Genomic DNA, 26,440 nt, shown 5'->3' on the forward strand with positions numbered 1-26,440 from the left:
GCGGTCCAGGCGGGCTCAGCCCGCGAGCTTCTGAGTGATCTCCGCCACGTGGCGGCCCTGGAAGCGGGCGATGGTCAGCTCATTCTCGCTGGGCTGACGGCTGCCATCGGGACCGGCCAGGGTCGAGGCCCCGTACGGGGTGCCGCCGGTGATTTCGTCCATATTGGTCAGGGCGGCGCAGCTATAGGGCACGCCCACGATGACCATCCCGTGGTGCATCAGGGTGGTCTGCATCGAGGTCAGGGTGGTCTCCTGCCCGCCGTGCTGAGAGCCGGTGGAGGTGAAGACGCTGCCCACCTTGCCGATCAGCTTGCCCTGGGCCCAGAGGCCGCCGGTCTGATCCAGAAAGTTGCGCATCTGCCCGGCCATGTTCCCGAACCGGGTCGGGGAGCCGAAGATGATGCCGTCGTAGTCGGCCAGCTCCTCCGGTCGCGCCACCGGGGTATCATCCGCAGGGGCGCCGGCCTTCCGCAGGGCCTCCTCGCTCATCAACTCGGGGACACGCTTGATGTCCACGGTGGTGCCGCTCACCTCGCGGCTGCCTTCAGCCACGGCATCGGCCATGGTTCGGATATGGCCGTACATGCTGTAGTACAGCACCAGGATCTTAGCCATGTTGCCCACTCCTCATCGCTTGCGGTCATCGGTGGCGCGAGCGACAGGGCCGGAGGGCCCGGCGTCGCCCGGCTATATCAGACCGTGGAAGGGTTGGACCATCACGGTCTCGCCGGCTTCCACGTTCCCTGCATTGTACGGCAGCACGATGAAGCAATTGGCCCGCGAGACGGAACTCAGTATCCCGGAGCCCTGGGCGCCGGTGGTGCGCACCTGCGGCTGGCCGTTATCGTCCCAGGTGAGGATGCCCCGTTGGAACTCCATGCGGCCGGGCCGCTTGCGCAGCGGCTCGGCGCAACGGACCGGGAAAAGCTGGTCCGGCTCCGGTTGCGCGCCCATCATGTGCAGCAGGGCGGGGCGCACGATCTGGTACCAGGTGGCCATCACCGAGACCGGGTTGCCGGGCAGGCCGAAGAAGACCGCGCGGCCCACCTTGCCGTAGGCCAGCGGCCGTCCGGGACGCAGGGCCACCTTCCAGAAATCCACCTGGCCCAGGGCATCCAGGGTGTCCTTGACGTAGTCGGCCTCGCCCACGGAGACGCCGCCGGAGGTGACCAGCACGTCGGCGAACGCCGAGGCCTCGCGAAAGGCGCGCTGAAGGCTCTCGTGGTCGTCGCCGATGACGCCCATGTCCACCGTCTCCACCCCGAGCCGTTGCATGGCGGCGAACAGGGTGTAGCGGTTGGAGTCATAGATCTGTCCGGGGCCCAGGGGCTGCCCCACCCCTTGCAGTTCATCGCCGGTGGAGAAAAAGGCCACCCGCAGGCGACGGAATACCGAGACCTCCACCAGGCCTGACGAGGCCATGACCCCGAGTTCCGCCGGGCCGACGCGCTGCCCGGCGGCGAGGACGCGCTCCCCCTCAGCCAGGTCCTCGCCGGCCCGGCGCACATGGTTGCCGGCCCGGTGGGGTGCCTGAACACGGATCAGGTCGCCGGTGCGTTCGGCCTGCTCCTGCATGATGACGGTATCGCCGCCGGCCGGCATCGGCGCGCCGGTCATGATGCGCAGGCATTCACCCGCGCCCAGCGTGCCCTCGTAGGTCTCGCCGGCCAGGACCCGTCCGACCACCCGCAGTTCCGTGGGGCCCTCACCGGCGACGTCCGCGGCACGCACGGCGTATCCGTCCATGGCCGAGTTGTCGTGGGCTGGGACCGGCACCGGGGAGTGGACGTCCTCGGCCAGGATGCGGTGCAGGGCGTCGCGCAGGGCCACGCGCTCGCGGACCGTGACCGGCTGAATACCCCCCTTGATACGTGCCCGGGCCTCTTCCACCGGCAGACCACCGGCATGGTTGTCACAACAGGATTGGCTAGCGTTTGCGGTTTCACTCATGATGTATCTGTTCTGGTTGCCTGATGATCGTTGAAGGAGGGATGGTGATGTTGGACGAAGACGCCCTTAATCAGCAGATCCGTAAGTTCCTCAAGCAGGTGGGTGTGACCTCTCAGCATGAGATTGAGAGAGCGGTACGGGCGGGACTGGAGAACGGCAGCCTGAAGCCGGGCGACACCCTGCGCGCGAAGGTCCGCCTGACCGTGGACGGTGCCGGTGTCGACCACGAGGTTGCCGCGGACTTGGAGCTCAAGGGCTGACGGCAGGCGGGGCTGCGCAATCCGGGACCGGCGGACGGGGTCAGCCGCCGGTCATGTTCATGTGGCGCATGATCACCGGCTTGGCGGCCAGGTTGAAGTCGTGACCCTTGGGCTTGATGGCCATGGCATCACGGATGGCCTGCTTGACTGGCTCCAGTTCGCCGGGGTGGGCGCGCAGCACCCGGCGCAGGTCCACCGAATGCTCCTGGCCCAGACAGAGCAGCAGCCGCCCCTCGGTGGTGACCCGAACCCGGTTACAGCTCTCACAGAAGTTATGGCTGTGCGGCGAGATGAAGCCGACCTTGCTGTCGGTGCCGCTGACCTTGAAGTAGCGCGACGGCCCCCCGGTGGTAGCGGTGGAGGGGACCAGGGAATAGCGCGTGCTGATGCGCTCGCGCACCTCGTCGCTGGACATATAGACCTCGGCGCGGTCGTGGTCGTCGATCTCACCCAGCGGCATCTCCTCGATGAAGCTGATGTCCAGGCCCCGTGCGACCACGAAATCGACCAGGTCCAGGATTTCATCGTCGTTGCGGTTCTTCATCGCCACGGTGTTGATCTTGATGCGGTCGAAACCCGCCTCACGAGCCGCCTCGATCCCCTCCAGCACCTTGGCCAGTTTGCCGGTGCGGGTGATGCGGTGAAAGCGGTCCGGATCGAGGCTGTCCAGGCTGATGTTGAGTCGCCGGACCCCGGCCCGGCGGAGCGACTCGGCATAGCGCGGCAGCTGTGAGCCATTGGTGGTCATCACCAGCTCGCGCAGACCGGGCAGGGCCCCCAAGGACTGGAACAGGGTCATCACATTGCTGCGCACCAGTGGCTCACCGCCGGTGATTCGGATCTTGTCGACGCCCAACTCCGTGAAAGCACGCCCCAGGGTCGCCAGCTCCTCCAGGGTGAGGATCTGTGCCCGAGGGAGGAACTGCATGTCCTCGCTCATGCAGTAGACGCAGCGGAAGTCGCAGCGGTCGGTCACGGACATGCGGACATAAGTGACCCGGCGTCCGAAGCGGTCGATCAGCTGACTGTCGGTGGTCATTTCGGGTAGTCCTTCAGCGTCGGGCCCACACGCGGCGGCGGGCAACAAACCAGGCATCGCTGTCGGGAGTATCGCGCAATGCGGCCAGGCTATCAATTGATCCGTGGCTGGATTCCGGGGTGCAGCATGGATGTTGACCACGATGTTCGCGGCGGGTTGGTGAAAAATTAACCATCGCCTTCTAAACTTGCGAGATGAGTCAGTGTTTCCCTAGTGCAGCAATCTGCTACCGACTATCAGGAGCATAGATGAACCAGAACGCGGAATCAGCCGCCACGCTCGACGGCCGCCGGGAGCTCCCGGTCGCGGTGGTCATGGCCGAAGTCATCCGGGGAGAAACCCGGGGCGGGTGGCCGGTCGGTGTCGTCGCCGGGGGCCGGTTTGCGGCCGCAGAGCCCAGTCGCACCCTGATGCGGGAGGGGCCTGACGGACGGCAATGGCTTTGGCAAGGGTTCCGGCTGCGGCTCCGGCCTCAGGATGCCGGGGATTACGCCCTCAATCTGGGCAGCGACCGGCCCACGGTCTTCGTGGTCTGCAAGCGCGTCGCGGACGGCGAACTGCGCCCGCTCAGCACCACCGTCAGCCTGGCCGAGGCGCAGGATCTCGACGCACCGGAGCTGCGGGACCACTCAGAGCAGGTGTATCGGGTGGCGATGCCCGGCGAGGTGTACCACTGGGTCGAGCACTTCGTGTTGGATCACTACCAGCCCCGCCGGCGCAAGGGCAAGCGGCGCCGGCGCAACGCCGAGTACGACGATGTGGAACAGCGCGCGGACCGCGCGCCACGCTGACCTTCGGATCCAAACCAGAATCAGAGCGAGCACAGATGAGCGAAGAGCGTTACCGCAACGACCTCACCGACGATCCTTCGGGGCTGCTCCGGCGCTGGTCTCGGCGCAAGCACCAGGTGCAGCGGGGCGAGGAGGGCACGGCACCCGGGCGGGCCCCGGAGGCGCGGGAGGGCATGGAGGCTGCCGCGCCGGATCCGGTGCCCGTGGGTGACCGGATTGACCCGCGTACGGGCAAACGGATCGATGAGCTGACCGATGACGACATGCCGCCGCTGGAGACCTTGGGCGCAAGCAGTGACCTGAGCTGTTTCTGGTCGCGGGGCGTCAGTGAGGCCCTGCGCCATGCGGCCCTGCGCCAGGTATTCCGCTCGCCGAAGTATAACGTGGTGGACACCCTCTGCGAGTACTCGGGGGATTACACCCGCTACGAGCCGCTGGGGGAGGTGGTCACCCACGATATGAAACGTCAGATCGCCCGCCTTGCCGAGCGTGAGCGCGAACGGGAGCGGGCGAGAGCGGAGGAGGCAGAGGCGCCGGCAGGGGCCGAGGAGGCCGTTGCCGACAGTGAAGAGCGGGCGCCAGGGCCGGCCGCGGAGGCCGGCGAGACGCCGGTGGCGGAGCACGTGGACGGCGCAGAGGCAGCGCAGCGGCAAGCGGACCGGGTGCCGTCGCCCCCGGCCCGCGATCACGACCACGGCTGAGGAGCGGTGGCCCCGGCATCGGGCCGCCGTACCCCGAAACTGGCACGGGGGTTGCAATAACCCGGGCAGAGCCAAGCCCAACCTATACGTCACTACTCAGGCTGGCCGACAGAGAGACCGTATGAACACAGCGTATTGGACTGAAGCCGTCGAGGCCCCGGCCCGGCGGGTCACGGACCCGCCCAGGAGCGCGGCGATTACCGCATTTTACGAAGTGGAACAGGTTCCTACGTCACTGGTGGAGTTCCGCTCCCGCGGCCTTGTGCTGGTGGTCGGGACGCTGGAGCGGGTGCGCGACGTGGCCGACCGGCTGCCGGTTGAGGTCCCGTCGGTGCTGTTGGCCACGGATGTCCCCGGCCCGGAAAAGGGGGCGCGGGGTCAACGGATCATTTGCGGCAAACTGTCGCACCTGACGGGCTATCTGGGTCGTTTCGACGCGTTCCTGAGCGGGCCCGGTGGCGCGGCGGTGAATCTGGCCGAACTGGCCGGCCTGGAGCAACCGCACTTCGATCTGGTGCTGGATCTGGCCGCCGATCCGCTGTTCGGGGTGGAAACGCCGCCGCTGGGTTATTTCCGGCCGGAGTCGGACGCGGAGCTGGCCGAGGCCCTGGCGCTGTTGCCGGAGATGGCCGGCCAGTTCGACAAACCCAAGTTTTTCAACCTGGACACCGACATCTGCGCCCACGGCGCCAGCGGCCTGACCGGCTGCACACGCTGCCTGGATGGCTGTACCACCGGCGCCATCACCTCGCTGGGCGATATGATCGAGGTGAACCCCTACCTCTGCCAGGGGGTGGGGGTGTGCGTCAGCGCCTGCCCCTCGGGGGCCTTGAGCTACGCCTTCCCCCAGCCGCGTGATCTGCTCAAGGCGATCAAGGCGGCCTTGGCCGCCTACTTCGAGGCCGGCGGCAAACGGCCGGTGATCGCCCTGCACGATGAGCAGCTGGGCGCGCGCTACCTGGGTGAGCGTATGGCCCAGGCGCCGGAGAACCTCATCCCGGTGCAGGTCGAGGAGACCGCTTCGGTGGGGATGGACGTCTGGCTGGCGGCCCTGGCGTACGGTGCCGCCGGGGTGATCCTGTACACCACCCCCGCCGTCCCCCAGCGGGTCACCCGGGAGCTGGATCGCCAGCTCGACTACGCCCGCAGCATCCTGACCGGAATGGGGCACGCGCCCGGGCGGTTGAGTCGGGTGCTTCTGGACGACGGGGCCGGTGACGATCCCTTCGCCGCGGCCCGCCAGCCGGCCGCGGACTGGCCGCCGGCCTCGTTCCTGACCTTCAACGCCAAACGCAACACCCTCGGCCTGGCCCTCGACCACCTGTTCCGTAACGCCCCGGCGCCCGCCCGCGAGGTGGCGCTGGCCCCGGGGGCCCCCTTTGGCGAGGTGTTGGTGAATACCGACGCCTGCACCCTGTGCATGGCCTGTGCGCAGGTCTGTCCCAGCAGTGCGCTGACCGACAACCCGGAATCGGTGCAACTGCGCTTCATCGAGGACAACTGTGTCCAGTGCGGGCTGTGTCAGACCGCCTGCCCGGAGGAGGCGGTCAGCCTGCGGCCGCGGCTGCTGTATGACGGCCCCGAGCGCCGGCAGGCGCGGGTATTGAATGAAGAGGCGCCATTCCACTGCGTCAGTTGCGGGGCGCCCTTCGCCACCGCCAGTGTCATCACCCGGATGCTCGACCAGTTGAGCGGGCACCGCATGTTCCAGTCGGAGGAGCAGCAGCGGCGGTTGCAGATGTGCGGCGACTGCCGGGTCAGGGACATGTTCCGCAAAGAGCAACAGGGCGAGGTCTTCGGCGACCAGGGAGGTGTGCAATGAAGGGGGCTGCGCAAATGCCGACGGAGGCCCGGGATTCGGACCAGACGCTGCGGGCGGCCACCTGGCAGTTGCTGGGAACGTTGCTGGCGGCGCCACCGGAAGAGTCGCTCCTGAAGGAACTGCGTCAGATCCGACCGGAGTCGGCGCCGGAGCATGCGGACCGGACATTGATGAACGAAGGCTGGCGCGCCCTGAACGAGATGGCCGAGGGGTATACCCCGGCCAGCCTCGCGACCGAGTATCAGGATCTGTTCATCGGCGCGCCGGAGGGGGAGCTGGTGCCCTATGCCTCCTGGTACCTCACCGGCTCGCTGATGGAACGCCCGCTGGTCCGGCTGCGCGCGGACCTGCAGGCGCTGGGCATCGTGCGCCAGGACGGGGTCACGGAGCCGGAGGACCATGCCGGGGCCCTGTGCGAGATCATGGCGTTCCTGGTCAGCGATCCGGACACGCCCCTGGCCGAGGAGAAGCGCTTTTTCCAGACCCATATTGAACCTTGGATGGGCCGTCTGATGGAGGACCTTCAGACGGCGAACAGCGCCCGCGGCTACCGCGCCGTGGGGGTTTTCGGCGAGCGCTATCTGGCGCTCGAGGATCGTTATCTGAAGATGCTCGCCTAAGTGGGGCGGCCGTCGAGTTGGTCTGACCCTAATGGTCATCGTTGAAGTCGGGAGGGTGATAGCCATGAAGTCGCAGAGCGCGGAACAGAACGTACGCAAGGATCGGCGGCGGTTCATGAAGACGGTGGCGCTGGGTGGTGCCACGGTGGGGCTGGGCAGCACCGCGGCCGGGGCCTTTGCCCTGGAGCCGGCGGAAGCGTCCGTGCAGGCCCCGGCCGGGACCAAGCCGGGTTACCGGGTCACCGAGCACGTCAGCACTTATTACAGCAAGGCCGATTTCTGACGCGGCCCGGTCAACGGTTGTTGCATTTCGAGGAAGCGGGCGAGCCCCGCGACTGGAGGAGACTGATCATGAAACTCGAGAAAAGAAAGGGCAGCTCGGCAGCCACTGCCGTGGGCGGCTTTCTCGGACGGGCCGTGGACCGGCGCACCTTCTTGAGGGGTTCCGGCCTCGCTGTCGGGGGCACGGCGGCGGCCGCCGCCATGCTCGAGCCGCGGATGATGCGCAAGGCGAAGGCGTCGGAGCGCGCCCGGTTTGACCCCAATGCCGACATCAAGGAGGTGAAGACGGTCTGCACCCACTGCTCCGTGGGGTGCGGTGTGATCGCCGAAGTGCAGAACGGTGTCTGGGTGGGGCAGGAGCCCAATTTCGACAGCCCGATCAACCTCGGGGCGCACTGTGCCAAGGGCGCCTCGTTACGTAACCACGGCCACTCGGGGCGGCGCACCAAGTACCCGATGAAGCTGGTCAATGGCCGCTGGGAGCGTATCGGCTGGGAGCAGGCCATCGAGGAGATCGGCGACAAGCTGCTGCAGATCCGCGAGGAGTCGGGTCCGGACGCACTCTGGTTCGCCGGCTCGTCCAAGGCCAGCAACGAGGGGGCCTACCTGCAGCGCAAGTTCGCGGCCTTCTGGGGCTCGAACAACTGTGACCACCAGGCGCGTATCTGCCACTCCACCACGGTGGCGGGGGTGGCGAACACCTGGGGTTATGGTGCCATGACCAACTCCTACAACGACATCACGAAGTCCAACTGCATCGTGATGTGCGGCTCCAATGCGGCCGAGGCCCACCCGGTCGCCATGCAGATGATCCTGCGGGGAAAGGAGAATGGCGCCAAACTGATTGTTATGGATCCGCGTTTCACCCGCACCGCCGCCCACTCCGATATCTTCGTGCGGCCCCGGTCGGGCACCGACGTGGCGCTGATCTACGGCATCCTGTGGCATATCTTCGAGAACGGCTGGGAGGACAGCACCTACATCCGCCAGCGGGTCTGGGGCATGGATCGGGTGCGCGAGGAGGTGGCCCACTGGACCCCCGAAGAGGTGGAGCGGGTGGCCGGCGTCGGCGAGGAGGCGCTGCGCGATGTGGCCAAGACCATCGTCGACAACAGCCCGATGACCTTTATTTGGTGTATGGGCGGCACCCAGCACACGATCGGTAACAACTACGTGCGCGCCTACAATCACCTGCTGCTGGCCACCGGCAACGTCGGGGTCTCCGGCGGCGGGGCCAATATCTTCCGCGGTCACGACAACGTCCAGGGGGCCACCGACGTCGGCCCCAACGCCCACATCCTGCCCGGCTACTTCCCCCACTCCGAGGGGGGCTGGCGGCACTGGGCCCGGGTCTGGGACGTGGACTACGAGTACCTGCAGGGCCGGTTTGACCCGGCGGAGTACGACGACGGCTCCGGTGGCCAGGCGAAGCCCATGCACATGCCGGGCATCCCGGTATCGCGCTGGATCGACGGGGTGCTCGAGGATGCGGACAACCTCTCGCAAAAAGACAACATCCGCGCCGTGATGTTCTGGGGCCACGCGCCCAACAGTCAGACCCGGCTGCCGGAGATGAAGGAGGCCATGGAGAAGCTGGATCTCCTGGTCATCGCGGACCCCTATCCCACGGTCTCCGCTGTGCTGCATGACCGGCAGAACGACACCTACCTGCTGCCCGCCTGCACCCAGTTCGAGACCCGGGGCTCGGCCACCGCCTCCAACCGCTCCCTGCAGTGGCGCGACAAGGTCATCGAGCCGCTGTTCGAGGGCAAGCCGGATCACGAGATCGCCTATCTGCTCGCCCGCAAGCTCGGGTTTGCCGACGAGATGTTCAAGAACATCCGCATCGAGGGCACCGAGCCGGTGGTGGAGGATGTGCTGCGGGAGATCAACCGGGGAACCTGGACCATCGGCTACACCGGCCAGAGCCCGGAGCGGCTCAAGAAGCACATGGAGAACCAGGCCACCTTCGATGTCGTCTCGCTGAAAGCGGAGGGCGGTCCCTGTGACGGAGAGTACTACGGCCTGCCGTGGCCCTGCTGGGGCACGGCGGAGATGGGTCACCCGGGTACCCCCAACCTGTATGACACCAGCAAGCATGTGGCCGAGGGCGGACTCACCTTCCGCGCCCGTTTTGGCACCGAGTACGAGGGCGAGAACCTGTTGGCTGAGGGCTCCTACTCCAAGGGCTCGGCCATCCGGGACGGTTACCCGGAGATCACCGCCGACATGATCAAGCAGCTCGGCTGGTGGGATGATCTCACTGACGAGGAGAAGGCGCAGGCCGAGGGCCGGGACTGGAAGACCGATCTCTCCGGCGGGCTGCAGCGGGTGGCCATCAAGCACGGTCTGGCCCCCTTCGGTAACGCCAAGGCCCGCTGCTACGTCTGGAACTTCCCGGACCCCGTGCCGGTTCACCGCGAGCCGCTGTACACCCCGCGGTATGACCTGGTGTCCGACTACCCGACCTACGAGGACCGCAAGGCTTTCTATCGGCTGCCCACCCGCTGGGCCTCCGTTCAGGCCCAGGACTACTCCGGCGACTACCCGCTGATCCACACCAGCGGCCGCCTGGTGGAGTACGAGGGCGGCGGTGAGGAGACCCGTTCCAACCCCTGGCTGGCGGAGCTCAAGCAGGAGATGTTCGTGGAGATCAACCCGCGCGACGCCAACAACGCCGGGGTGCGGAATAACGAGTGGGTCTGGCTGGAGGGCCCCGAGGGCGGGCGCATCCGCATCAAGGCCCTGGTCACCCGTCGGGTGGCGGCGGGCACGGTGTTCACGCCCTTCCACTTCGGCGGCCACTTCCAGGGTGAGGACCTGCTGGCCAAGTACCCGGAGGGGGCCTCCCCCTACGTGCGTGGCGAGTCCAACAATACCGCCACCACCTATGGGTACGACTCGGTCACGATGATGCAGGAGACCAAGACCACCCTGTGCCGTGTGGTTCCGGCCTGAGCCAAAGGATAACGAGAGGAGAGTGCCGTCATGGCGAGAATGAAATTCCTTTGTGACGCCGAGCGCTGCATCGAGTGTCAGGCCTGCGTCACGGCGTGCAAGAACGAGCACGAGGTCCCGTGGGGTGTGAACCGCCGGCGGGTGATCGTGATGGATGACGGGGTGCCGGGCGAGAAGGCGGTATCGGTGGCGTGCATGCACTGCACCGATGCCCCCTGCGCCGCGGTCTGCCCGGTGGACTGCTTCTACACCACCGACGATGGCGTGGTGCTGCACGACAAGGACCTGTGCATCGGCTGCGGTTACTGCTTCTACGCCTGTCCCTTTGGTGCGCCGCAGTTCCCGCAGCAGACCGCCTTCGGGGTCCGCGGCAAGATGGACAAGTGCACCTTCTGCGCCGGGGGGCCGGAGCCGGCCCACTCGGAGGCCGAGCAGGTCAAGTACGGTACCAACCGTCTGGCCGAGGGTAAGCTGCCCCTGTGCGCCGAGATGTGCGCCACCAAGGCACTGATTGCCGGTGACGGCAACGTGCTGTCGGACATCTACCGCAAGCGTTTGATCAAGCGCGGTGGCCGACCGCAGACCTGGGGTTGGCAGGCGGCATACGGACAGGAGGCATGAGGCCGATGATGCAGCGTGGTACGGAACAGTCCCGACGATCTGTCCCCGGACGGCCCCTGCTGCTGGCAGGGGCCCTCGTCCTGAGCGGCGGTCTGCTGACCGCCTGCTCGGGGGAGGTCACCTACTACGAGCCCGGGGTCTACAAGGGCGGCGAGGATGAGCTTAAAGAGAGCGCCGAGGAGCGTGCCGAGGCCCTGCGTGAACGGGCCCTGCAGGCGCACACCGACCGCTGAGGCGTGGAGGGTTGATTATGTCCACAAGTACACGCACCGCCCGGGAGAGACTCGCGCGGCGCAAGAAGTCCATGGCCTGGACCTTCTGCCTGGTGTTGGTGCTGTCCATGGCACTCCCGCTCGGGGCGTACCTGGTCACGACGCCGGGGGCCGTGGCGCAGCCCGCCGGGGAGCGCTTCTCGGAGGAGCACGCCACCAATCCGCGGTCTGACACTTGGCGCCACGCCCGGGCCGACGGCGAGGGCTTCACCACGGCCAGCGGTCCCTATGTCACCAACCAGTTGATCTCCAACATTGGCGAGAACTGGCGTCAGATGCGCAACGGCCCCGTCAAGGCGGTCGGCAGTTGGGTGATGGGGCTCTCCCTGGCGGCCGTTGCTCTGTTCTTTCTGGTCCGGGGGCGGATCCGGCTGGACGGGGGACGATCCGGGATGACCGTGCCGCGATGGACGGTCTTTGAGCGTTCGGTCCACTGGTTCGTCGCCATCAGCTTCATCATCCTGTCCATCACCGGGTTGTCCCTGCTGTTCGGGCGGCACGTGCTCATTCCGCTCATGGGCAACGCCGGCTTCGCCGGTTACGCCCAGGCGGCGATGTACGTGCACAACTTTCTGGGGCCGGCGTTCGGGGTGGCGCTGCTGGTGATGATCCTCATGTGGATCCGCAACAATATACCGACGGGTACCGATCTTAAATGGTTTGCCACCGGTGGCGGTCTGATTGGCAAGGGGCATCCCTCCGCCGGCAAGCTCAACGGCGGCGAGAAGGTCTGGTACTGGCTCGGTGTGGTGATCATGGGCTCCATCGTGGTGGTGACCGGGTTCATCCTGGACTTCCCCAACTGGGGGCAAAGCCGTGAAATCATGGCCTGGTCGCAGGTGCTGCATGCGGTGGTGGCCATGTTCTGGATCGCCTTCGCCTTCGGCCACATCTATATCGGTACGCTGGGCACCGAGGGGGCCTTTGAGGGCATGGCCAAAGGCCGGGTGGACACCAACTGGGCCAAGCAACACCACGATCTGTGGTATGACGAGCTGATCCAGCAAGGGGTGAAGCCTGAGCCGGCGGAGGAGGCGGGCGCAACCGCCCCGTCGCCCGAGCCCGCCGCCGGGCAGAAACCCACCAGTTGATGGCTCTCGGGAAGCGGGCCATGGAAGGCCTGGGAAGGCGCCGGAATCGGCCGTGTGAGCCGGTTCCGGCGTCGTGCCTGTTTCTTCCGGGTGCCGCAATGCCACTGAGCAACATCCTTAAATGATGCGCAAGCTGATCAGAACCTTCCGGGTCGATGATACCGACGACCATGTCTACCCCGTGGCCGCTCGCGTGGGCGAATGGGCGGTACCCGGCGCCTTCGTGTTCCGTTTCGCCGAGCAGGACCCCGCCACCTGGACCGGTGGCCATCGGCAGGCCTTCCTCACCGGCTTTCTCGGCACCGAGACCTTTGGCTGGTCCACGCTGGTGGTGGTGGCGGAGATTGACGAGGCGGGCTACAAGACCGTCATTGAGCGTCTGGCGCATTACCTGGTCGCGGTCTATGGCGCGCCGGGCCTGGAGGCTGCGCTGCCCTATGCCCGGGAGGAGGTGGCCTATGCCGCGAGCCTGTGTGAGCATCCGGTGAATACCGTGCTCGCGGTGCAGCGGGAGTCCTCGCCGGACGGTATCCAGGAGAACTACCGGACGCTGCGTGAGCAGGCCAACTGGGAGGGCGAGGGCGTGCGGATCTGGAAACCGGTCCCCACCGATCCCTCGTAGCCGGTGAGGCACCGTCTGCCCCAGCCCCTTGGGCGCCGCCCGGGGCGCCCGCCCCAGCGCCCCGGCGCCCACCGCAACCTTGCCGGATTTGACAACCAACCGGGAAACGCAAAGAGTAGGCGCTGAGGGATTCAAGGCGGAAAAGGAGCATTTACGGTATGCGTAGCATAGCCACAGGGAAGCTGATCCTGATCGCGGCGCTGGCCCTGCTGTTGACGGGGTGCGGGCGGGTTCCGCTGGTGCCGATTCTTTAAGCTATCGCCCCGGGTTACCGCAGCGGGGCTGTTCCAGGGTAAATGGAAGGGTAGCGGGATGTCCGACACAACCGCCGCGCTGCAACGAATGGCGGACGAGCTCGACCGGGTGCTGCGGGGCTCGCAGGAGGAGGCGGAGGCCTTCTATCGGGCCCGGGCCGTGGAGGTGGGCCGCTTGCTGGATCGTGCCCGTGATGCCCTGCCGCAGGGGGATCAGCCGTTGGCCAGTGATCAGCGCGCCCTGCACGATGCGGCAGAGCTGGTGGGCCATCTTTATGCGGCCCTGGCGGCCTGGGTGCTGACCGGCGAGGCGCCGGAAGGGATGGGGCGCGGGCGGTGAGCGCGGTGGTCGAGCCGCTGTGGTCCTACCTGCTGGTCTTTCTCATGGCGGCCACGCCGTGGGTCGAGCTGTTGGTGGTTATCCCCTTGGGGGTGGCGATGGGGCTCTCACCCTACGGCGTGGCCCTGGTGGCGCTGCTGGGCAACGCCCTTCCGGTGGTCCTCATTGCCGTTGGCTGGCGCACCTGGCAGCGCTGGCGTGGCCAGCCCCGGCGGGCGTTGAAGCCCCGCGTGCAGCGGGTCTGGAACCGCTGGGGCCTGCCGGGCCTGGCCTTGCTGGGGCCACTGGTCACTGGGATTCATTTGGCCACGGTGGCGGCGCTGGCGCTGCGCTCCAGCACCCGCGCCACTGCGGCCTGGATGGTGGGCAGCCTGGTGGTCTGGACCCTGGCGACGACCTTGGTCACCGTGGGTGGGGTGGCGTTTTATCAGCGGATGACCCTCTGGTGACAGGCGGCGCGGTGGTCCGGGCCGGTAGCGGGCGGGCATGCTTCCGGAGTTAGTGGGAACAGGAGCGGAGGACGATGCGGTTTCATCAGGCCCAGCACAGCTTTTCCACCGACGGCCGCGGTACCCTGGAGATCACCGAGACGGTGGCCGGCGAAGTGCGCCGCGCAGGGGTCCGTAACGGCCTTTGCCATGTCTTCCTGCACCACACCAGCGCCTCGTTGATGCTGTGCGAGAATGCCGATCCCTCCGTGCGCCGGGACCTGGAGCGCTATTTCAGTCGCCTGGTCACCGACGGAGACCCGCTGTTCGAGCATCGGCTGGAGGGGGATGACGATATGGCCGCGCACATCCGCTCGGTGTTGACCCACAACGACCTGACCCTGCCCGTGCGCAACGGCCGTCTGGCCCTGGGGACCTGGCAGGGGGTCTACCTGTGGGAGCACCGCTATCAGGGCCACCGGCGCCAAGTGACGGTGAGTGTGCAGGGGGTCGATTAGCGCAGGGCAGGGCGGGGCCGGCCGGGGCCGCCCCCGGGCCCCGGGCATTGCAACCGGCCGGTAACTGGTTTACTCTTTGCGCCCTGTCGCCCGGAGGGCGGCAGCGCAGTTTACGGAGAGGTGTCCGAGCGGTCGAAGGAGCACGCCTGGAAAGCGTGTGTACCCTAACCGGGTACCGAGGGTTCGAATCCCTCCCTCTCCGCCATTTCCCAACCCCTCGCTGTGCCCTGATCAACCCCCGCCCCGTTGAAACCGCCGGTTGAAGGCCTGTTGAAAGGCGCATCGTGCCTCCGCGTCCAGCCCATGAAAGGACAGCGTGACGGCGGAGACCGGCAGGTGGAGTTGACCCAGGTGCCGGTCCGGTAACGCGCTCACCTCGATCTCAATACGCCGACTGCCGGCGCCGGCGCTGTAGCAGCCGGGCCTCGTCCGGTGCCAGGGGCCGGGTGCGGGTAGTCCATCCAGGCCCTCGATCAGGGCCTGGGGGCGCAGGCCCATCTGCTTGTGAACCACTACCGGGGGCGACGCGTTAGCCACCGGCGATCGGCGGCCAGACCGCGAACACGTCCCCATCCTTCAGCACCGGCCGATCCCGGTCCTCCGGGTCGATATAGACCCCGTTCAGCAGGATCAGGTGGGCCAGCTCGCGGGGTATGTCCAGGTGGTCGATGAGGGTATGGGGGCTGGTCCCGTCCGGCAGGTCCAGCACCGCGCCCTCATGGGGCGGCCGGCCGTCCGGCATGTGCTCGGAGAGACTGGCGTAAAGCTTGACCTGGATCTTCATCAGCAGTGTACTCATCATGCCGGCGCCCGCCGTGGGTTGGGCCGGCCGATGGCCTGGGTGCTGCCCAGATAGGCCTCCATCAGCCGGGTGGGGTCGGTTTGCAGGCGCTTCTTCCAGGGGCCCAGCCGGACCTGTCCTTCGATCAGCCCGCGCAGGACGCCCACGTGCTCGGTCAGGCCGAGACTGTTGGCGCCGACGAGGAGGTCGTCCTGGAATTGCAGCCGCAGGTAGCGGTACCGCTCCCGATCGAGCAGGGCGACACTGTCACCGCCGTCCACGCCCTCCCATTGACCGAAGGAGGTGGAGATCAGCCCCAGGGTGTCGAGCACGTTCATCAGCAGGCTGCCGTGGTAGCGGCGGTCGCGGCCGGCCATGTTGCTGGCCGCGACCTGGCCGTGGTCCACCGAGGTGGGCTGCACGGCGTGCACCGACCAGCCGCCGGTGGAGAAGTCCGGCCCCTGAGCGACGTCCCCGGCGGCATAGATGCCCGCCCGGTTGGTGCACAAGCGGTGGTCCACCCGGATGCCCTGGTCTATCTCCAGTCCTGAGCCTTCCAGAAAGGCGGTGTTGCTGCGGACGCCGGCCGACACGATAACCAGGTCTGCCGGGAGCTGTTCACCGCCGTCCAGGACCACCGCCAGCGGGTGATCGCCGGGGCCGTCATCGACACCGGTCACGGTGGTGCTGGTGCGTACGCTGACGCCCCGTTGCTCGCACCAGCGGCGGATGAGGTCGCCGGCCTCCGCGTCCATCATCCGCGGGACCATCCGGTCGCCCTGTTCCACCACCGTGAGCTGCGTGCCGCGCTTGACCAGCGCCTCCAGGATGATCGAGCCGATGAAGCCGGCGCCGATCAACACCACCCGGGCGTCCTGGCGCGCCCGCTGGAGGATCGCGCGGGCGTCCGCCAGTGTCCAGCAGGTATGGACCCCCTCGCGTTCCATGCCGGGCAGCGGAGGGATGACGGGCGACGAGCCGGTGGCTAGCAACAGGCGGTCAAAACCCAGCGACTGGCCGTCGGCCAGGCTCAGGCGGCGCTGGTCCGGGTCGAGTCCGGTCACCATGGCCTGGCGCACCTCGATGCGCTGGCGCTCAAAATGGTCCTGTTGCTTGCGCAGCCAGGTACCGGACTCCGGTATCTGATCCACCAGGTAGTAGGGGATCGCCATCCGCGAGTAGGGCGGCTCCGGTTCGCCGGTGAGCAGCCGGATGTCGGCCTGCGGGTCCAGCTTGCGCAGCCGCTCTGCGGCCACCACGCCCGCCGGACCGGCGCCTACGATCACGTGTTCCATGGTTCCTCTCCCCGACCTACAGGCGCAGTCGCTGACGGGTGGTCTCGCTAACCTGGCCGTCCGGTGTCCAGCCGCGGATCTCGTAATAGCGGGGCAGCATCTCGCCCAGGTCGTTGGCCCGGCCCTTGGCCGGCCCGACTTTCGCCGCCTCCTTGAGCAGGCGTTTGGGCAGGGTGTCGTCCGCCCCGGTCAGACCGGCGCGGTTGTTGAAGTCACGCTCCAGGTTCCAGATCCGTTCGCCCATCTCCAGCAACCGCTCGGTGTCCCAGCCGCCGCCGCAGGCGGCGTCGATCTGCGGGGCAATGTCGTCGGGGGTCCAGGCGAAGGTGGTGAACAGGCACAGCCCGGAGGAGTCCACCATGGCGGCCGCGTCCTGGAAGGCCTTCACCAGCTTCGGTTTGCCCTCGGTGGTGAGCGGATCGGTCTTCTCGGGGATACCCAGCACCTCGGAGGAGACGGTATAGCCGCGGAGGTGGCAGGCACCCCGGTTGGAGGTGGCGTAGGCCAGCCCCATGCCCTGAATGCCGCGCGGGTCGTAGGCCGGAAACTCTTGGCCCTTTACCGTCATCGACAGTTCCGGTTGGCCGTACTTCTCGCAGAGCCGTTTCGAGCCCAGGCCCAGGTCCTTGCCAAAGCCCTCCCCGGCGGCCACCAGCTCGGCACAGCGGCTCAGCGCCTCGGCCGAGCCAAACCTCAATTGCAGCCCGTCCGTGTGGGCATCGGTGATGGCCCCGTTCTCGTAGAGCTCCATGGCGGCGGCGACGGTGGCGCCGAAGGAGATGGGATCGAAGCCATCCTCATTGCAGAGGAAATTGGCGTAGGTCAGCGCCTCCAGGTCGTCCACACCGGTGTCCGAGCCCAGGGCCCAGGCCGCCTCGTACTCCAGCCCGCCGGAGTTACCCCAGTACTTGGGCTTGTGCTCGACGGTGAAGTGGCCGTTGTCGATGCGGCTGATGCGCCCGCAGGCGATGGTGCACCCAAAGCAGGCGGCATTGGTGGTGAGGTTCGGGCGCTGGTCCGTGGGCCGGGGCTCATGCATGGCCTCTCCGGAGATCTTGTGGGCGCCCTCGAACTGCACCTCCCGCATGTTGCGGGTGGGCATGGCCCCCATCTCGTTGATGACGTTCATCAGCACCTGGGTGCCGTAGGTGGGCAACCCCTGGCCGGTGACCTCGTTGTCGGCGAGGATCTTCTTGCCCTGTTCGGTGGCCTGCAGGAAGCGCATCGGGTCGTGGATATTGCCCACCCCCCGGGTGCCGCGTACCGCCACCGCCTTCAGCCCCTTGGCCGCCATCACCGTGCCCACGCCGGAGCGGCCGGCAGCGCGGTGCAGGTCATTGATGACGCCCGCATAGAGGCAGCCGGCCTCGGCGGATCGACCCACACAGGCGATGCGCAGCTCCGGGTCCTGGTGCATGCGGTGGAGCTCGGCGTCGGTGTCCCATACCGATTTGCCCCATAAGGTCTCCGCCGGTCGCAACTCGGCCCTGTCGTCCTCCAGGTAGAGGTAGACCGGGGTAGCGGAGGCGCCCTCGAAGATGATCATGTCCCAGCCGGCCATCTTGATCTCGGCACCGATGAAGCCCCCCGAGTTGGAACAGGCGATGGCGCCGGTGAGCGGGCTCTTGGTGACGACGGAGTAGCGCCCGCCGGTGGAGGCCATGGTGCCGGTGAGCGGACCGGTGGCCATGATCAGCTTGTTCTCCGGGCCCAGGGCATCGCAGGCGGGGTCAATCTCCTCATAGAGATACTTGCTCGCCAGGCCGCGCTGCCCGAGGTAGTCCCGGGCCCAGTCCATGTTTAGGGGTTCCGGGCTGATCTCGCCGGCGGTGAGATTGACCCGGAGGATCTTGCCTGCCCAAGCCATGTCACTGCCCTCCCGCGTTGCCGGGGTGGAAGGTTTCCACGGATTTTTCACGCGGTGCCTTGGTGTGGGTCGGTTGCGGCCGCGGGGCCTGATAGGCCCAGGCCCGCATGCGCTCCAGCCCGGCGGTATCCGCCGGCACCCAGGTGATGGCGCCGGTGGGGCAGGCCTTGGCGCACCAGGGGTCGCCGCCGCACAGGTCGCATTTGGCCACCTTGCCGCTCGCCTCCTCGTAGTTCACCGTGCCGAAGGGGCAAGCGATGGTGCAGACCTTGCAGCCGACACAGACATCCTCGTCCACCACCTTGGCCCCCGTATCCAGGTCCACCGTGATGGCCTCCACCGGGCAGCTGTGCATGCACCAGGCCTCGTCACACTGGGTACAGGTATAGGGCGCGAAGCTCCCCTCCTCATGAAAGGTGAACACCTTGACCCGGGAACGGGCCGGATTGAATGCGCCGGTGTTCTCATAGGAACAGGCCATCTCACACTGCAGGCAGCCGGTGCACAGGGCCGGCTCCAGTTTCAGGACATGCTGCATTTCTGATCCCCTCGTCCACTGCGTATCAGGCGGGTGACGGTGCTTGTTTTCCGGGGCGCAGCATCAACGCCGCACGACTGAACCGCATCTTAATCTGAAGAATGGAATAGAGGCCGGGGAAGTCAAGGCAGCACGCCGCGCACCGCCCGAGTGCGGTGCGGACGCGATCTGCAATCCGCGGTCGCTTGACAGTTTGGCTCCCATCCTTATGCTGTACAGATACTGTACAAGGGGCTGGGCACTCGACTGCCCCTCCGGCTTCCGGGGCGAGGACGAAATGAGCGAGCGAATTGAAGCGGCCTACCGGCGAATCCTGCAGGACCTGGGCGAGGATCCCGACCGGGAGGGTCTGAAAGACACCCCGGCCCGGGCGGCGAAGGCCATGCGATTCCTGACCAAGGGCTATCAGGAAGACCTGGACCAGGTGCTGAACGGTGCCGTGTTCAGCTCCGACAATGACGAGATGGTGATTGTCCGCAACATCGAGCTGTACTCCCTGTGCGAGCATCACCTGCTTCCCTTCATTGGCCGGGCGCACGTGGCCTACCTGCCGGATGGCAAGGTGATCGGCCTGTCCAAGGTGGCCCGCATCGTGGACATGTACGCCCGGCGCCTGCAGATCCAGGAGAACCTCACCCGCCAGATCGCACTGGCGGTGCAGCAGGTCACCGGCGGCAAGGGGGTGGCGGTCTATATCAATGCCCGGCATCTGTGCATGATGATGCGTGGGGTGGAGAAGCAGAATTCCGAGATGAGCACCTCGGTGATGCTCGGTGATTTCCGCGAGAACCCCAAGACCCGCAACGAATTCCTGCAACTCATCCGCACCCCCTGAGGCGATCGCCAAGGAGTCACCTGATGGTCGAGAAGGAACCGGCCCTTATCCGGATCAAGAACCTGCGCCTGAGGACCTATATCGGCTTCAAACCGGAGGAGCAGGAGAAGCTGCAGGACGTGGTGATCAACCTGGAGATCCGATACGACGCCCTGGCGGCGGCGGTGAGCGACAGCGTGGACAAGGCGCTGGATTACAAGCGGCTCACCAAGGAGATCATCGCCCATGTGGAGGGGCATCGGTTTCTGCTGCTGGAGAAGCTGGTCCACGATCTGTTGCAATTGGCGCTGGCCCACCCATTGGTGCAGGAGGTCGCCGTGGAGGTGGATAAGCCCCACGCCCTGCGTTTTGCGGATTCGGTGGCCCTGCGCATGACCGCCCGGCGCGACACCGCGGGTGCCGGCGTGGCTTGACCGCCCGCCCGGTCACGCGGCCGTGACCAGGCGGTTCTTGCCGGCCCGTTTGCCCTCATAAAGGGCGGCATCCGCCCGTTCCAGCAGCCGCGCGGCATTGTCCCCTGGCCGATGTGCGGTGGCGCCGGCGGTAGCCGTGAGGGTCAGGGGCGGGTGGCACGGCCCGGTCATCGGCCGGGAGGCCAGGTTGGTGAGCAGCCGGCGCCCCACAATCTCCGCCTCCTTGAGCCCGCGGTCGGGCAGGATGAGCAGGAACTCCTCCCCCCCATAGCGGCACACCGGATCGATGCCGCGTACCACCTCTTGCATCAGGTAGGCCAGGTGTTGCAGGGCGCGATCCCCCACTTGGTGGCCCCAGCGGTCGTTGAACGGCTTGAAGTCGTCCAGATCCAGCATCACTACGGCCAGCTCCCGCTGCCGGCGTTCGGCGTCCTCCACGGCACGGGCCAGGAATTCGTCCAGGTAGCGTCGGTTGTACAACCCGGTGAGACCATCGGTGTAGGCCGTCAGGCGCAGCTGCGCCTGCTCATTCAGCAGCGCCTCCCGCTCCGCCTGGAGCAGGCCGATGCGGTCGGCCAGGGCCAATGACAGGAGCACCGCCTGCAGGCTTACGCCGATCTGGAAGCCGTAGTACGTTACGAAGTGATGAGGGACCAGCCCCAGGCCGGCCAGTGTGAAGAGCAGGGCCCCCACCACCATGACGAGCCAGGCCAATAGCAGCCAGCGTGCGGGTGGGAAGTCATGGTCGCGGATTGCGCGCGCGGTGGCGAAGAGGTAGCTGGCCATGGCCAGCAGTCCGATGGCGCTGGCGTAAAGCAGTGTGGCATGGCCGGGAAGGCCCCAAGCCAGCGGGGCCAGGGCGAGGCTGCAGAGGGCGGCTATCGGCAACAGGCGATCCATTGCCGGGTCGCGTTGCTCGGTCATCAGGAAACGGCGGCAGAACCACATAGCGCTGGCGCAGCCCAGCGAAAGGGCGGTGAACATCAGCGCCTCGTTGAGCGCTATCCCCAGGCCGGGCCAGAACTCGTGGGTGAGCCCCTTCTGAAACACGAAGTAGCCGGCGAGGCCGAGAATGAAGCCGACGTACCAGAGGTAGCTCGCATCCCTGAGCCGGAATAGCAGGATGGTGTTGTAGGCCGCCAGGGCCAGGACCAGCCCCAGGAAGAGGCCCTGCGCCAGGGTAAAGGCACGCCAGTCGCCCACCAGCGCCTCCGGGGACTGCAGGCGGAGATCGAAGCGCAGTGCCTGGGTGCTCTCGATTCGCAACAGGTACTGCCCCGGGGTGACATCGAAGATGGGGCGCCAGGCCTCGCTGCTGCCACCGCCGAGCCGGGCCATGGTCCGCCGGGGCACCGGGGCCCAATGGAGATCCCCCGCACTATCCACCCGCAACAGGCGCACATCGTGCAGCAGTGGATTGTCCAGGTGCAGGACCCGGGGGGGCGGTGCCGAGATCTCCAGGTGCAGCCAGACCGGGCGCGATGAAAGCCCCAGGTTAATGGGCCGGCTGGCGTCCAACACCTGACCGGCAGGCAGCAGATGGACCGGCGGGGGGTGGGGGTCGTGGTGGTCGAGCCGTTTCAGCTGTAGCTCGGCACCGGCCAGGCCGGGCAGAGCCAGGAACAGGGCGATGAGCCACGCCGCCAAAGGCCGGTCTCTTCGGTATCCTCGGTTTCCGGTGGTGTTTCCCGTCGCCATTCCCACGCTCAGTATGAAGGCAATAGTCGCATCGTACTGGTTTGGCGAAGCGGGGTGCAGTCCCGGCGGGAAGGGCGGGCGCGGCGGGCCGCATCTGGTAACATGCGCGCCATTCGGAGTTCATCAGCGGGAAAGCAGACCATGGCCAAGATAAAAACACGCTTCGCTCCCAGCCCCACCGGTTACCTGCACATCGGCGGGGCCCGCACGGCGCTCTATTCCTGGCTTTATGCGCGCCGGCACGGCGGTCATTTCGTACTGAGGATCGAGGACACCGACCGGGAGCGCTCCACCCAGGAGTCGGTCAATGTCATCCTTGAGGGGATGAGCTGGTTGGGCCTGGACTACGATGAGGGGCCCTTTTACCAGACCGAGCGCTTCGACCGCTACCGCGAACTCACCCAACGCCTGCTGGACGAGGGCCTGGCCTACCGCTGTTACTGCTCCAAGGAGCGCCTGGACGCGTTGCGCCAGGAACAGATGGCCAACAAGCAGAAACCGCGCTATGACGGTCGCTGCCGGGATCTGACCGAGCCGCCGGAAGGGGCCGGTGAGCCCGTGATCCGCTTCCGCAACCCCCTGGACGGGGAGGTGGTGGTCGAGGACCGGGTGCGGGGGCGGGTGGTGTTCCGGAACAGCGAGCTGGACGACCTGATCATTGCGCGCGCGGACGGCACCCCCACCTACAACTTCACCGTGGTGGTGGACGACATGGACATGGGGATCACCCATGTGGTGCGCGGTGATGACCACCTCAACAACACGCCCCGCCAGGTCAATCTCTACCGGGCCCTGGGGGTGGAACCGCCGGTCTTCGCCCACGTGCCCATGATCCTGGGCGAGGATGGCAAGCGGCTGTCCAAACGCCATGGGGCGGTGAGCGTGCTGCAGTACCGCGATCAGGGCTACCTGCCGGAGGCCGTCCTCAATTACCTGGTGCGCCTGGGTTGGTCCCATGGCGATCAGGAGGTCTTCACCCTGGACGAGATGGTGAGCCTCTTCGACCTGGAGGATATCAACCACTCCGCCTCCACCTTCAACCCGCAGAAGCTCCTGTGGTTGAACCAGCAACACATCATGCGCGCCGAGCCCGCGCATGTGGCCCGCTACCTGGCCCATCATCTCGGCGAGCGGGATATCGATCCCGCCGACGGGCCGCCCCTGGAAGCGGTGGTGGCGGCGCAGCAGGAACGTGCCAAGACGCTGGTTGAGATGGCCGAGAACAGCCTCTTCTTCTACCGTGACCCGGCGGACTATGAGCCGAAGGCGGCACGCAAGAACCTCAAACCGGAGACCGAGGCGGCGCTGGTCCGGGTGCGGGATCTGCTGAGTGAACTCGAGGACTGGCGCCCGGAAGCCATCCACGAGTGTGTGCTGAAGGCGGCGGAGGTCCTGGAGCTCAAGCTGGGCAAGGTGGCGCAACCGGTCCGGGTGGCCGTCTCCGGCGGCCCCGTGTCGCCGCCCATCGACCAAACCCTGGCGCTGTTGGGTAAAGAGGCGACCCTGCGCCGGATCCAGGCCGCTATCGACTGGATCGACCGGCAGGCGGCGGGTTGAGGCCCGCTGTCGGGGTTGACCGGCGCGCCGTAGCGGCCTAACATACGCGCCTCATTGCACGGGGCCATAGCTCAGCTGGGAGAGCGCCTGCATGGCATGCAGGAGGTCGGCGGTTCGATCCCGCCTGGCTCCACCAGATCCACCGGGGTGGGCGGGCCACCGCCACCCCGGAAGCGGTTGCCCGAAGGCGCGGTGTCAAGGCAGCCGCTCCTTCCGCTGGCTTGACGCAACCGGCGGGGGAACGTAACATACAGCGCCAGTTACGGGGCCATAGCTCAGCTGGGAGAGCGCCTGCATGGCATGCAGGAGGTCGGCGGTTCGATCCCGCCTGGCTCCACCAGAGAAGAAAAAAGCCGGGCAATGCCCGGCTTTTTTTGTGTCCGGACGGCTTAGTCGTCGGTCGGCACGCCCGGGCGGCTCAGCCGGCGAACTCGTCGAAGGCCTCAAGCGCCATGCCGCCATAGACGAAGGCCGGGCCGCCCCCCATCTGCACCGCCACCGCGATCATCTCCTGCACCTGTTCCCGGGTCGCACCGTGCTTGGCCGCGGCCTGGGCATGAAAGGCCAGGCAGCCCTCGCAGTGGGCGGCGATACCCAGTGCCAGCGCGATGAGCGATTTGGTGGCGGGATCCAGCGCCCCCTCCCGGCCACTGACCTGCTTGAGTTGATTGAAACCCCTGGCCGTCTCCGGGACGCCCTTGGCCACCTCCTTCATGCGGCCGCTCATCAGTTCGGCGAGCTTCGCCCAGTCCTCTGCCATCTGCTCTACTCCTCTCTCAGTCGTTGATCGAGTATTGCCAGCTCGTTCGGTGTATTGACGTTCAGGAAAGCCTCAGGCGGGGCCTCCAGGTCCACCACCGCCAGGCGGTGGCGCCGGTACCAGCGGTCGATTTTGCCCTCGCCGGCGGTGAGGTAGGCCCGCAGGTCCCCGGCGAGATCGCACCGGATCAGCGCGAAGGTGGGCTGCAGGCGGCCGGCGCCATAGGCGGTGGCGATGTCCGCCCGCTCCCGTGTCCGCGCATCCGCCAGCCGTTTGACCAGGTCGTGCGGGAGCAGTGGGGCGTCGCAGGGGACGATCGCGATGAACTCGGTGGCGGCCGCCTCCATGCCGCTCAGCATCCCGGCCAAGGGGCCGGGATAATCCGGCAGGCTGTCCTCCACCACCGGGTGGCCGAGGGCACGGTAACGGTACAGGTGGCGGTTGGCATTGATGAGCACCCGCTGCACCTGGGGGCAGAGGGCGCGCAGCACCCAGTGGATCATCGGCTGGCCGGCCAGGGGTAACAGCCCCTTGTCCTGCCCCCCCATCCGGCGGGCCCGGCCCCCGGATAACACCACCCCGGTGATGCCCGGTTGGCGCGCCGGTCTGGCCTGGGACGATGATGCGGTATCCGGCATAGCAGGGGGTGCTCCTCTGTGATAAGCGACGGATGGGATTGTCTCAGGCGCGGATGAGCTCGACCAGCGCCTGCTCCCGGCGCATGCTCGCCAAGACCACCCGGTCAAAGCGCTCGGTGTTTTCCAGGACCCGCTCCGCCACGCGGCGGGCGCGGGCGCGATCCGTGTCGGAATCCACCATATTGATCAGCGGGGTCACGCGGCGCCCGCCCAGCCCACGCATCAGGCCACCCCTTCCGGTCAGCAGCCGGGCCAGGTGTTCGGGCCCGATGATTCCGCCCGGCTCCAGGTCCACCGCCTCGCTGACCCGTTCCGGGCGATGGGCGACCCGATGGTCCAGGGGGCGACCCACCGCCTTGATCGAGAGCACGGCGATCACCCGCTGGCAGCCCGGTGTCAGCAGTGGCTCATTGTCGCCGGGGGCCTTGATGCGCCGCATCCGGGCGCCATCCGCCTTGACCAGTGTGACCCGGCGATGGAGCCCATGGTGCAGCCGGTCGATCAGCTCCGGGGCCAGCCCCGTGTGGCGGTCGGCGCGTTCCGGGGCGCCGTAGAAGGCCACCGGCGAGGCCGGGTAAGCGCGCGCCGTCGCCGGGGCGCGGGCCGCCAGTTGGTCCGCGTCGCCAGTGAGCACAGGGTGGGGCAGCCAGTCGGGCAGGGGGGCGCAGAACACGGTGCTGCTCAACCCCACAGCCCGGTCCCGCTGCAGCCAGGCCAACCGGGCCATGGTGGTCTTCTTGCCACCGGCCCCGATCAGACACACCACGCCTTCATCGGCCGCTAAGGCATCGATCAGCCCCACTTGCACGCGCCCTCCTGATTCACAGTAAAGGAATATGTATCGAATAGGGTTTTATTTAGCCCATGGGGTGTAGGCGGTGCAGAATGCCTCCTGGCTGCGCAGTGATCAAGTTCGCCTTACCGTGCTGCCGGTGAATGAAACAGCTGCAACCGTGGGGGAAATCCCTTAGCATGCTTCCTCATAAGCGGAGGGTTTCGTATGAACCGAACTCGAGCCCCGTGGCCTTGACACCTCAACGCGAGGCGTGACGGATTCGCGACGGCCGCGTCGGCGGTCGGGGCACGGCCGGGAGGCCGGTGGGTAGCGGCCCTTAAATGCCTGAACTAGAATATATTGAATATGAATGATACTCTAGACATCGAACAGATGACCCGGAATGCGGCCTATGCCAGCCGTTTCCTGAAGACCTTGGCCAACGAGCGACGGTTGATGATCCTGTGCCACCTGGTGGAGGGGGAGAAATCGGTCGGCGAGTTGGAACGACTGCTGCAGATGCGCCAGCCGGCCCTCTCGCAGCAGCTCACCAAGCTCAGGGAGGAAAAGCTGGTGGCGACCCGCAGGGAGTCCCGCACCATCTACTACCGGATGGCCAGCGATGAGGCCCTGGCGGTGTTGGGCAAGCTGCACGAACTCTTCTGCGGCGCCGCCTCGGACGCAGAGGCCGGTTAGCGGCCGGCCCAGGGTGTT

The 26,440-nt window shown here is 66.9% G+C and carries 30 protein-coding genes and 3 tRNA genes; 21 read left to right on the forward strand and 12 right to left on the reverse strand.

Going from position 1 to position 26,440, the window contains the following annotated elements; translation table 11 throughout:
- Positions 1-15: 15 nt before the first annotated feature.
- Both wrbA and moeA read right to left on the reverse strand, forming a co-directional pair.
- Positions 16-615, reverse strand: a complete 600-nt coding sequence (gene wrbA / locus MLG_RS06510; protein WP_011629021.1) for an NAD(P)H:quinone oxidoreductase — start codon at positions 613-615, stop codon at positions 16-18.
- Positions 616-687: 72 nt separating this feature from the next.
- On the reverse strand, positions 688-1,950 hold the full coding sequence (moeA, locus tag MLG_RS06515) for a molybdopterin molybdotransferase MoeA (RefSeq protein ID WP_011629022.1): 1,263 nt from the start codon (positions 1,948-1,950) through the stop codon (positions 688-690).
- Positions 1,951-1,997: 47 nt separating this feature from the next.
- On the opposite strand from moeA, the gene MLG_RS06520 reads away from it, so the two are divergent.
- Positions 1,998-2,210: a DUF6494 family protein gene (locus tag MLG_RS06520; protein WP_011629023.1), complete on the forward strand. Its 213-nt coding sequence runs from the start codon at positions 1,998-2,000 to the stop codon at positions 2,208-2,210.
- Positions 2,211-2,250: 40 nt separating this feature from the next.
- On the opposite strand, the gene moaA is transcribed toward MLG_RS06520, so the two are convergent.
- Positions 2,251-3,249 carry a GTP 3',8-cyclase MoaA gene (gene moaA / locus MLG_RS06525; RefSeq protein ID WP_011629024.1) on the reverse strand — a complete coding sequence of 333 codons (999 nt, stop codon included), beginning with the start codon at positions 3,247-3,249 and terminating at the stop codon, positions 2,251-2,253.
- 248 nt (positions 3,250-3,497) lie between these two features.
- Between moaA and MLG_RS06530 the strand changes: the two genes are divergently transcribed.
- From MLG_RS06530 to MLG_RS06595, 14 genes are all read left to right on the forward strand, one after another.
- On the forward strand, positions 3,498-4,040 hold the full coding sequence (locus MLG_RS06530; protein WP_011629025.1) for a DUF3305 domain-containing protein: 543 nt from the start codon (positions 3,498-3,500) through the stop codon (positions 4,038-4,040).
- A gap of 35 nt (positions 4,041-4,075) precedes the next feature.
- Positions 4,076-4,741 (forward strand): DUF3306 domain-containing protein, encoded by a 666-nt coding sequence (locus MLG_RS06535; protein ID WP_011629026.1) that lies wholly within the window; start codon positions 4,076-4,078, stop codon positions 4,739-4,741.
- A gap of 121 nt (positions 4,742-4,862) precedes the next feature.
- The gene (locus tag MLG_RS06540) at positions 4,863-6,563 is read left to right on the forward strand and encodes a 4Fe-4S binding protein (RefSeq protein WP_011629027.1); all 1,701 of its coding nucleotides are present in this window, start codon (positions 4,863-4,865) and stop codon (positions 6,561-6,563) included.
- A gap of 14 nt (positions 6,564-6,577) precedes the next feature.
- Positions 6,578-7,183: a TorD/DmsD family molecular chaperone gene (locus MLG_RS06545; RefSeq protein WP_041717944.1), complete on the forward strand. Its 606-nt coding sequence runs from the start codon at positions 6,578-6,580 to the stop codon at positions 7,181-7,183.
- Positions 7,184-7,247: 64 nt separating this feature from the next.
- Positions 7,248-7,466, forward strand: a complete 219-nt coding sequence (locus MLG_RS06550) for a twin-arginine translocation signal domain-containing protein (RefSeq protein ID WP_011629029.1) — start codon at positions 7,248-7,250, stop codon at positions 7,464-7,466.
- 68 nt (positions 7,467-7,534) lie between these two features.
- Positions 7,535-10,423 carry a formate dehydrogenase subunit alpha gene (locus tag MLG_RS06555; RefSeq protein WP_011629030.1) on the forward strand — a complete coding sequence of 963 codons (2,889 nt, stop codon included), beginning with the start codon at positions 7,535-7,537 and terminating at the stop codon, positions 10,421-10,423.
- 30 nt (positions 10,424-10,453) lie between these two features.
- A complete protein-coding gene (gene fdh3B / locus MLG_RS06560) occupies positions 10,454-11,044 on the forward strand; it encodes a formate dehydrogenase FDH3 subunit beta (protein ID WP_011629031.1) in 591 nt (196 codons plus the stop codon).
- 5 nt (positions 11,045-11,049) lie between these two features.
- Positions 11,050-11,277, forward strand: coding sequence for a hypothetical protein (locus MLG_RS06565; RefSeq protein WP_011629032.1), 228 nt, complete (start codon positions 11,050-11,052; stop codon positions 11,275-11,277).
- 17 nt (positions 11,278-11,294) lie between these two features.
- Entirely contained in the window at positions 11,295-12,407 is a 1,113-nt protein-coding gene (locus MLG_RS06570) for a formate dehydrogenase subunit gamma (RefSeq protein ID WP_011629033.1), read from the forward strand.
- Positions 12,408-12,528: 121 nt separating this feature from the next.
- Positions 12,529-13,029 (forward strand): DUF6505 family protein, encoded by a 501-nt coding sequence (locus tag MLG_RS06575; protein WP_011629034.1) that lies wholly within the window; start codon positions 12,529-12,531, stop codon positions 13,027-13,029.
- 312 nt (positions 13,030-13,341) lie between these two features.
- Positions 13,342-13,623 carry a hypothetical protein gene (locus MLG_RS06580; protein WP_011629035.1) on the forward strand — a complete coding sequence of 94 codons (282 nt, stop codon included), beginning with the start codon at positions 13,342-13,344 and terminating at the stop codon, positions 13,621-13,623.
- Positions 13,620-14,072, forward strand: a complete 453-nt coding sequence (locus MLG_RS06585; protein ID WP_011629036.1) for a small multi-drug export protein — start codon at positions 13,620-13,622, stop codon at positions 14,070-14,072. The genes MLG_RS06580 and MLG_RS06585 overlap by 4 nt, the downstream gene beginning before the upstream one ends.
- A 74-nt stretch (positions 14,073-14,146) precedes the next feature.
- The gene (locus tag MLG_RS06590) at positions 14,147-14,569 is read left to right on the forward strand and encodes a secondary thiamine-phosphate synthase enzyme YjbQ (RefSeq protein ID WP_011629037.1); all 423 of its coding nucleotides are present in this window, start codon (positions 14,147-14,149) and stop codon (positions 14,567-14,569) included.
- Positions 14,570-14,683: 114 nt separating this feature from the next.
- A tRNA-Ser gene (locus MLG_RS06595) sits at positions 14,684-14,774 on the forward strand.
- Positions 14,775-14,800: 26 nt separating this feature from the next.
- Here the strand turns inward: MLG_RS06595 and MLG_RS06600 are convergent.
- The 5 genes from MLG_RS06600 to MLG_RS06620 are packed head-to-tail and all read right to left on the reverse strand — an operon-like array spanning position 14,801 to position 19,050.
- Positions 14,801-15,067, reverse strand: coding sequence for a hypothetical protein (locus MLG_RS06600; RefSeq protein ID WP_041717945.1), 267 nt, complete (start codon positions 15,065-15,067; stop codon positions 14,801-14,803).
- A 31-nt stretch (positions 15,068-15,098) separates the two neighbouring features.
- A complete protein-coding gene (locus MLG_RS06605; RefSeq protein ID WP_011629039.1) occupies positions 15,099-15,371 on the reverse strand; it encodes a MoaD/ThiS family protein in 273 nt (90 codons plus the stop codon).
- The gene (locus MLG_RS06610; protein ID WP_011629040.1) at positions 15,368-16,645 is read right to left on the reverse strand and encodes an NAD(P)/FAD-dependent oxidoreductase; all 1,278 of its coding nucleotides are present in this window, start codon (positions 16,643-16,645) and stop codon (positions 15,368-15,370) included. Before MLG_RS06610 ends, MLG_RS06605 begins: the two co-directional genes overlap by 4 nt.
- A 16-nt stretch (positions 16,646-16,661) precedes the next feature.
- The gene (locus MLG_RS06615; protein ID WP_011629041.1) at positions 16,662-18,512 is read right to left on the reverse strand and encodes an aldehyde ferredoxin oxidoreductase family protein; all 1,851 of its coding nucleotides are present in this window, start codon (positions 18,510-18,512) and stop codon (positions 16,662-16,664) included.
- 1 nt (position 18,513) lies between these two features.
- Positions 18,514-19,050 carry a 4Fe-4S dicluster domain-containing protein gene (locus MLG_RS06620; protein WP_011629042.1) on the reverse strand — a complete coding sequence of 179 codons (537 nt, stop codon included), beginning with the start codon at positions 19,048-19,050 and terminating at the stop codon, positions 18,514-18,516.
- Positions 19,051-19,327: 277 nt separating this feature from the next.
- Here MLG_RS06620 and folE point away from each other — a divergent pair, with 277 nt between their 5' ends.
- Together folE and folX are read left to right on the forward strand one after the other, a co-directional pair.
- Positions 19,328-19,885, forward strand: a complete 558-nt coding sequence (folE, locus tag MLG_RS06625) for a GTP cyclohydrolase I FolE (RefSeq protein WP_011629043.1) — start codon at positions 19,328-19,330, stop codon at positions 19,883-19,885.
- A gap of 23 nt (positions 19,886-19,908) precedes the next feature.
- Complete coding sequence (gene folX / locus MLG_RS06630; RefSeq protein WP_011629044.1) at positions 19,909-20,298, forward strand: dihydroneopterin triphosphate 2'-epimerase; 390 nt, start codon at positions 19,909-19,911, stop codon at positions 20,296-20,298.
- Between the two features lie 12 nt (positions 20,299-20,310).
- On the opposite strand, the gene MLG_RS06635 is transcribed toward folX, so the two are convergent.
- Positions 20,311-21,945: a sensor domain-containing diguanylate cyclase gene (locus MLG_RS06635; protein ID WP_041717947.1), complete on the reverse strand. Its 1,635-nt coding sequence runs from the start codon at positions 21,943-21,945 to the stop codon at positions 20,311-20,313.
- Between the two features lie 192 nt (positions 21,946-22,137).
- On the opposite strand from MLG_RS06635, the gene gltX reads away from it, so the two are divergent.
- The 3 genes from gltX to MLG_RS06650 all read left to right on the forward strand — a co-directional run bounded on the left by gltX (position 22,138) and on the right by MLG_RS06650 (position 23,893).
- A complete protein-coding gene (gene gltX, locus MLG_RS06640; protein WP_011629046.1) occupies positions 22,138-23,553 on the forward strand; it encodes a glutamate--tRNA ligase in 1,416 nt (471 codons plus the stop codon).
- Positions 23,554-23,613: 60 nt separating this feature from the next.
- Positions 23,614-23,689: transfer RNA gene (locus tag MLG_RS06645), tRNA-Ala, on the forward strand.
- Positions 23,690-23,817: 128 nt separating this feature from the next.
- Positions 23,818-23,893 (forward strand) — tRNA-Ala (locus tag MLG_RS06650).
- A gap of 78 nt (positions 23,894-23,971) precedes the next feature.
- On the opposite strand, the gene MLG_RS06655 is transcribed toward MLG_RS06650, so the two are convergent.
- Genes MLG_RS06655 through yqeC form a run of 3 tightly spaced genes read right to left on the reverse strand, consistent with a single transcriptional unit; the run spans position 23,972 to position 25,759 of the window.
- Positions 23,972-24,313 (reverse strand): carboxymuconolactone decarboxylase family protein, encoded by a 342-nt coding sequence (locus MLG_RS06655; RefSeq protein WP_011629047.1) that lies wholly within the window; start codon positions 24,311-24,313, stop codon positions 23,972-23,974.
- Positions 24,314-24,318: 5 nt separating this feature from the next.
- Positions 24,319-24,951, reverse strand: coding sequence for a molybdenum cofactor guanylyltransferase MobA (gene mobA, locus MLG_RS06660; protein ID WP_011629048.1), 633 nt, complete (start codon positions 24,949-24,951; stop codon positions 24,319-24,321).
- Positions 24,952-24,994: 43 nt separating this feature from the next.
- The gene (yqeC, locus tag MLG_RS06665) at positions 24,995-25,759 is read right to left on the reverse strand and encodes a selenium cofactor biosynthesis protein YqeC (RefSeq protein WP_011629049.1); all 765 of its coding nucleotides are present in this window, start codon (positions 25,757-25,759) and stop codon (positions 24,995-24,997) included.
- Between the two features lie 333 nt (positions 25,760-26,092).
- Here yqeC and MLG_RS06670 point away from each other — a divergent pair, with 333 nt between their 5' ends.
- Positions 26,093-26,422: an ArsR/SmtB family transcription factor gene (locus MLG_RS06670; protein WP_011629050.1), complete on the forward strand. Its 330-nt coding sequence runs from the start codon at positions 26,093-26,095 to the stop codon at positions 26,420-26,422.
- Positions 26,423-26,440: the final 18 nt, after the last annotated feature.

Source organism: Alkalilimnicola ehrlichii MLHE-1, from assembly GCF_000014785.1.
Classification (GTDB): Bacteria; Pseudomonadota; Gammaproteobacteria; order Nitrococcales; family Halorhodospiraceae; genus Alkalilimnicola; species Alkalilimnicola ehrlichii.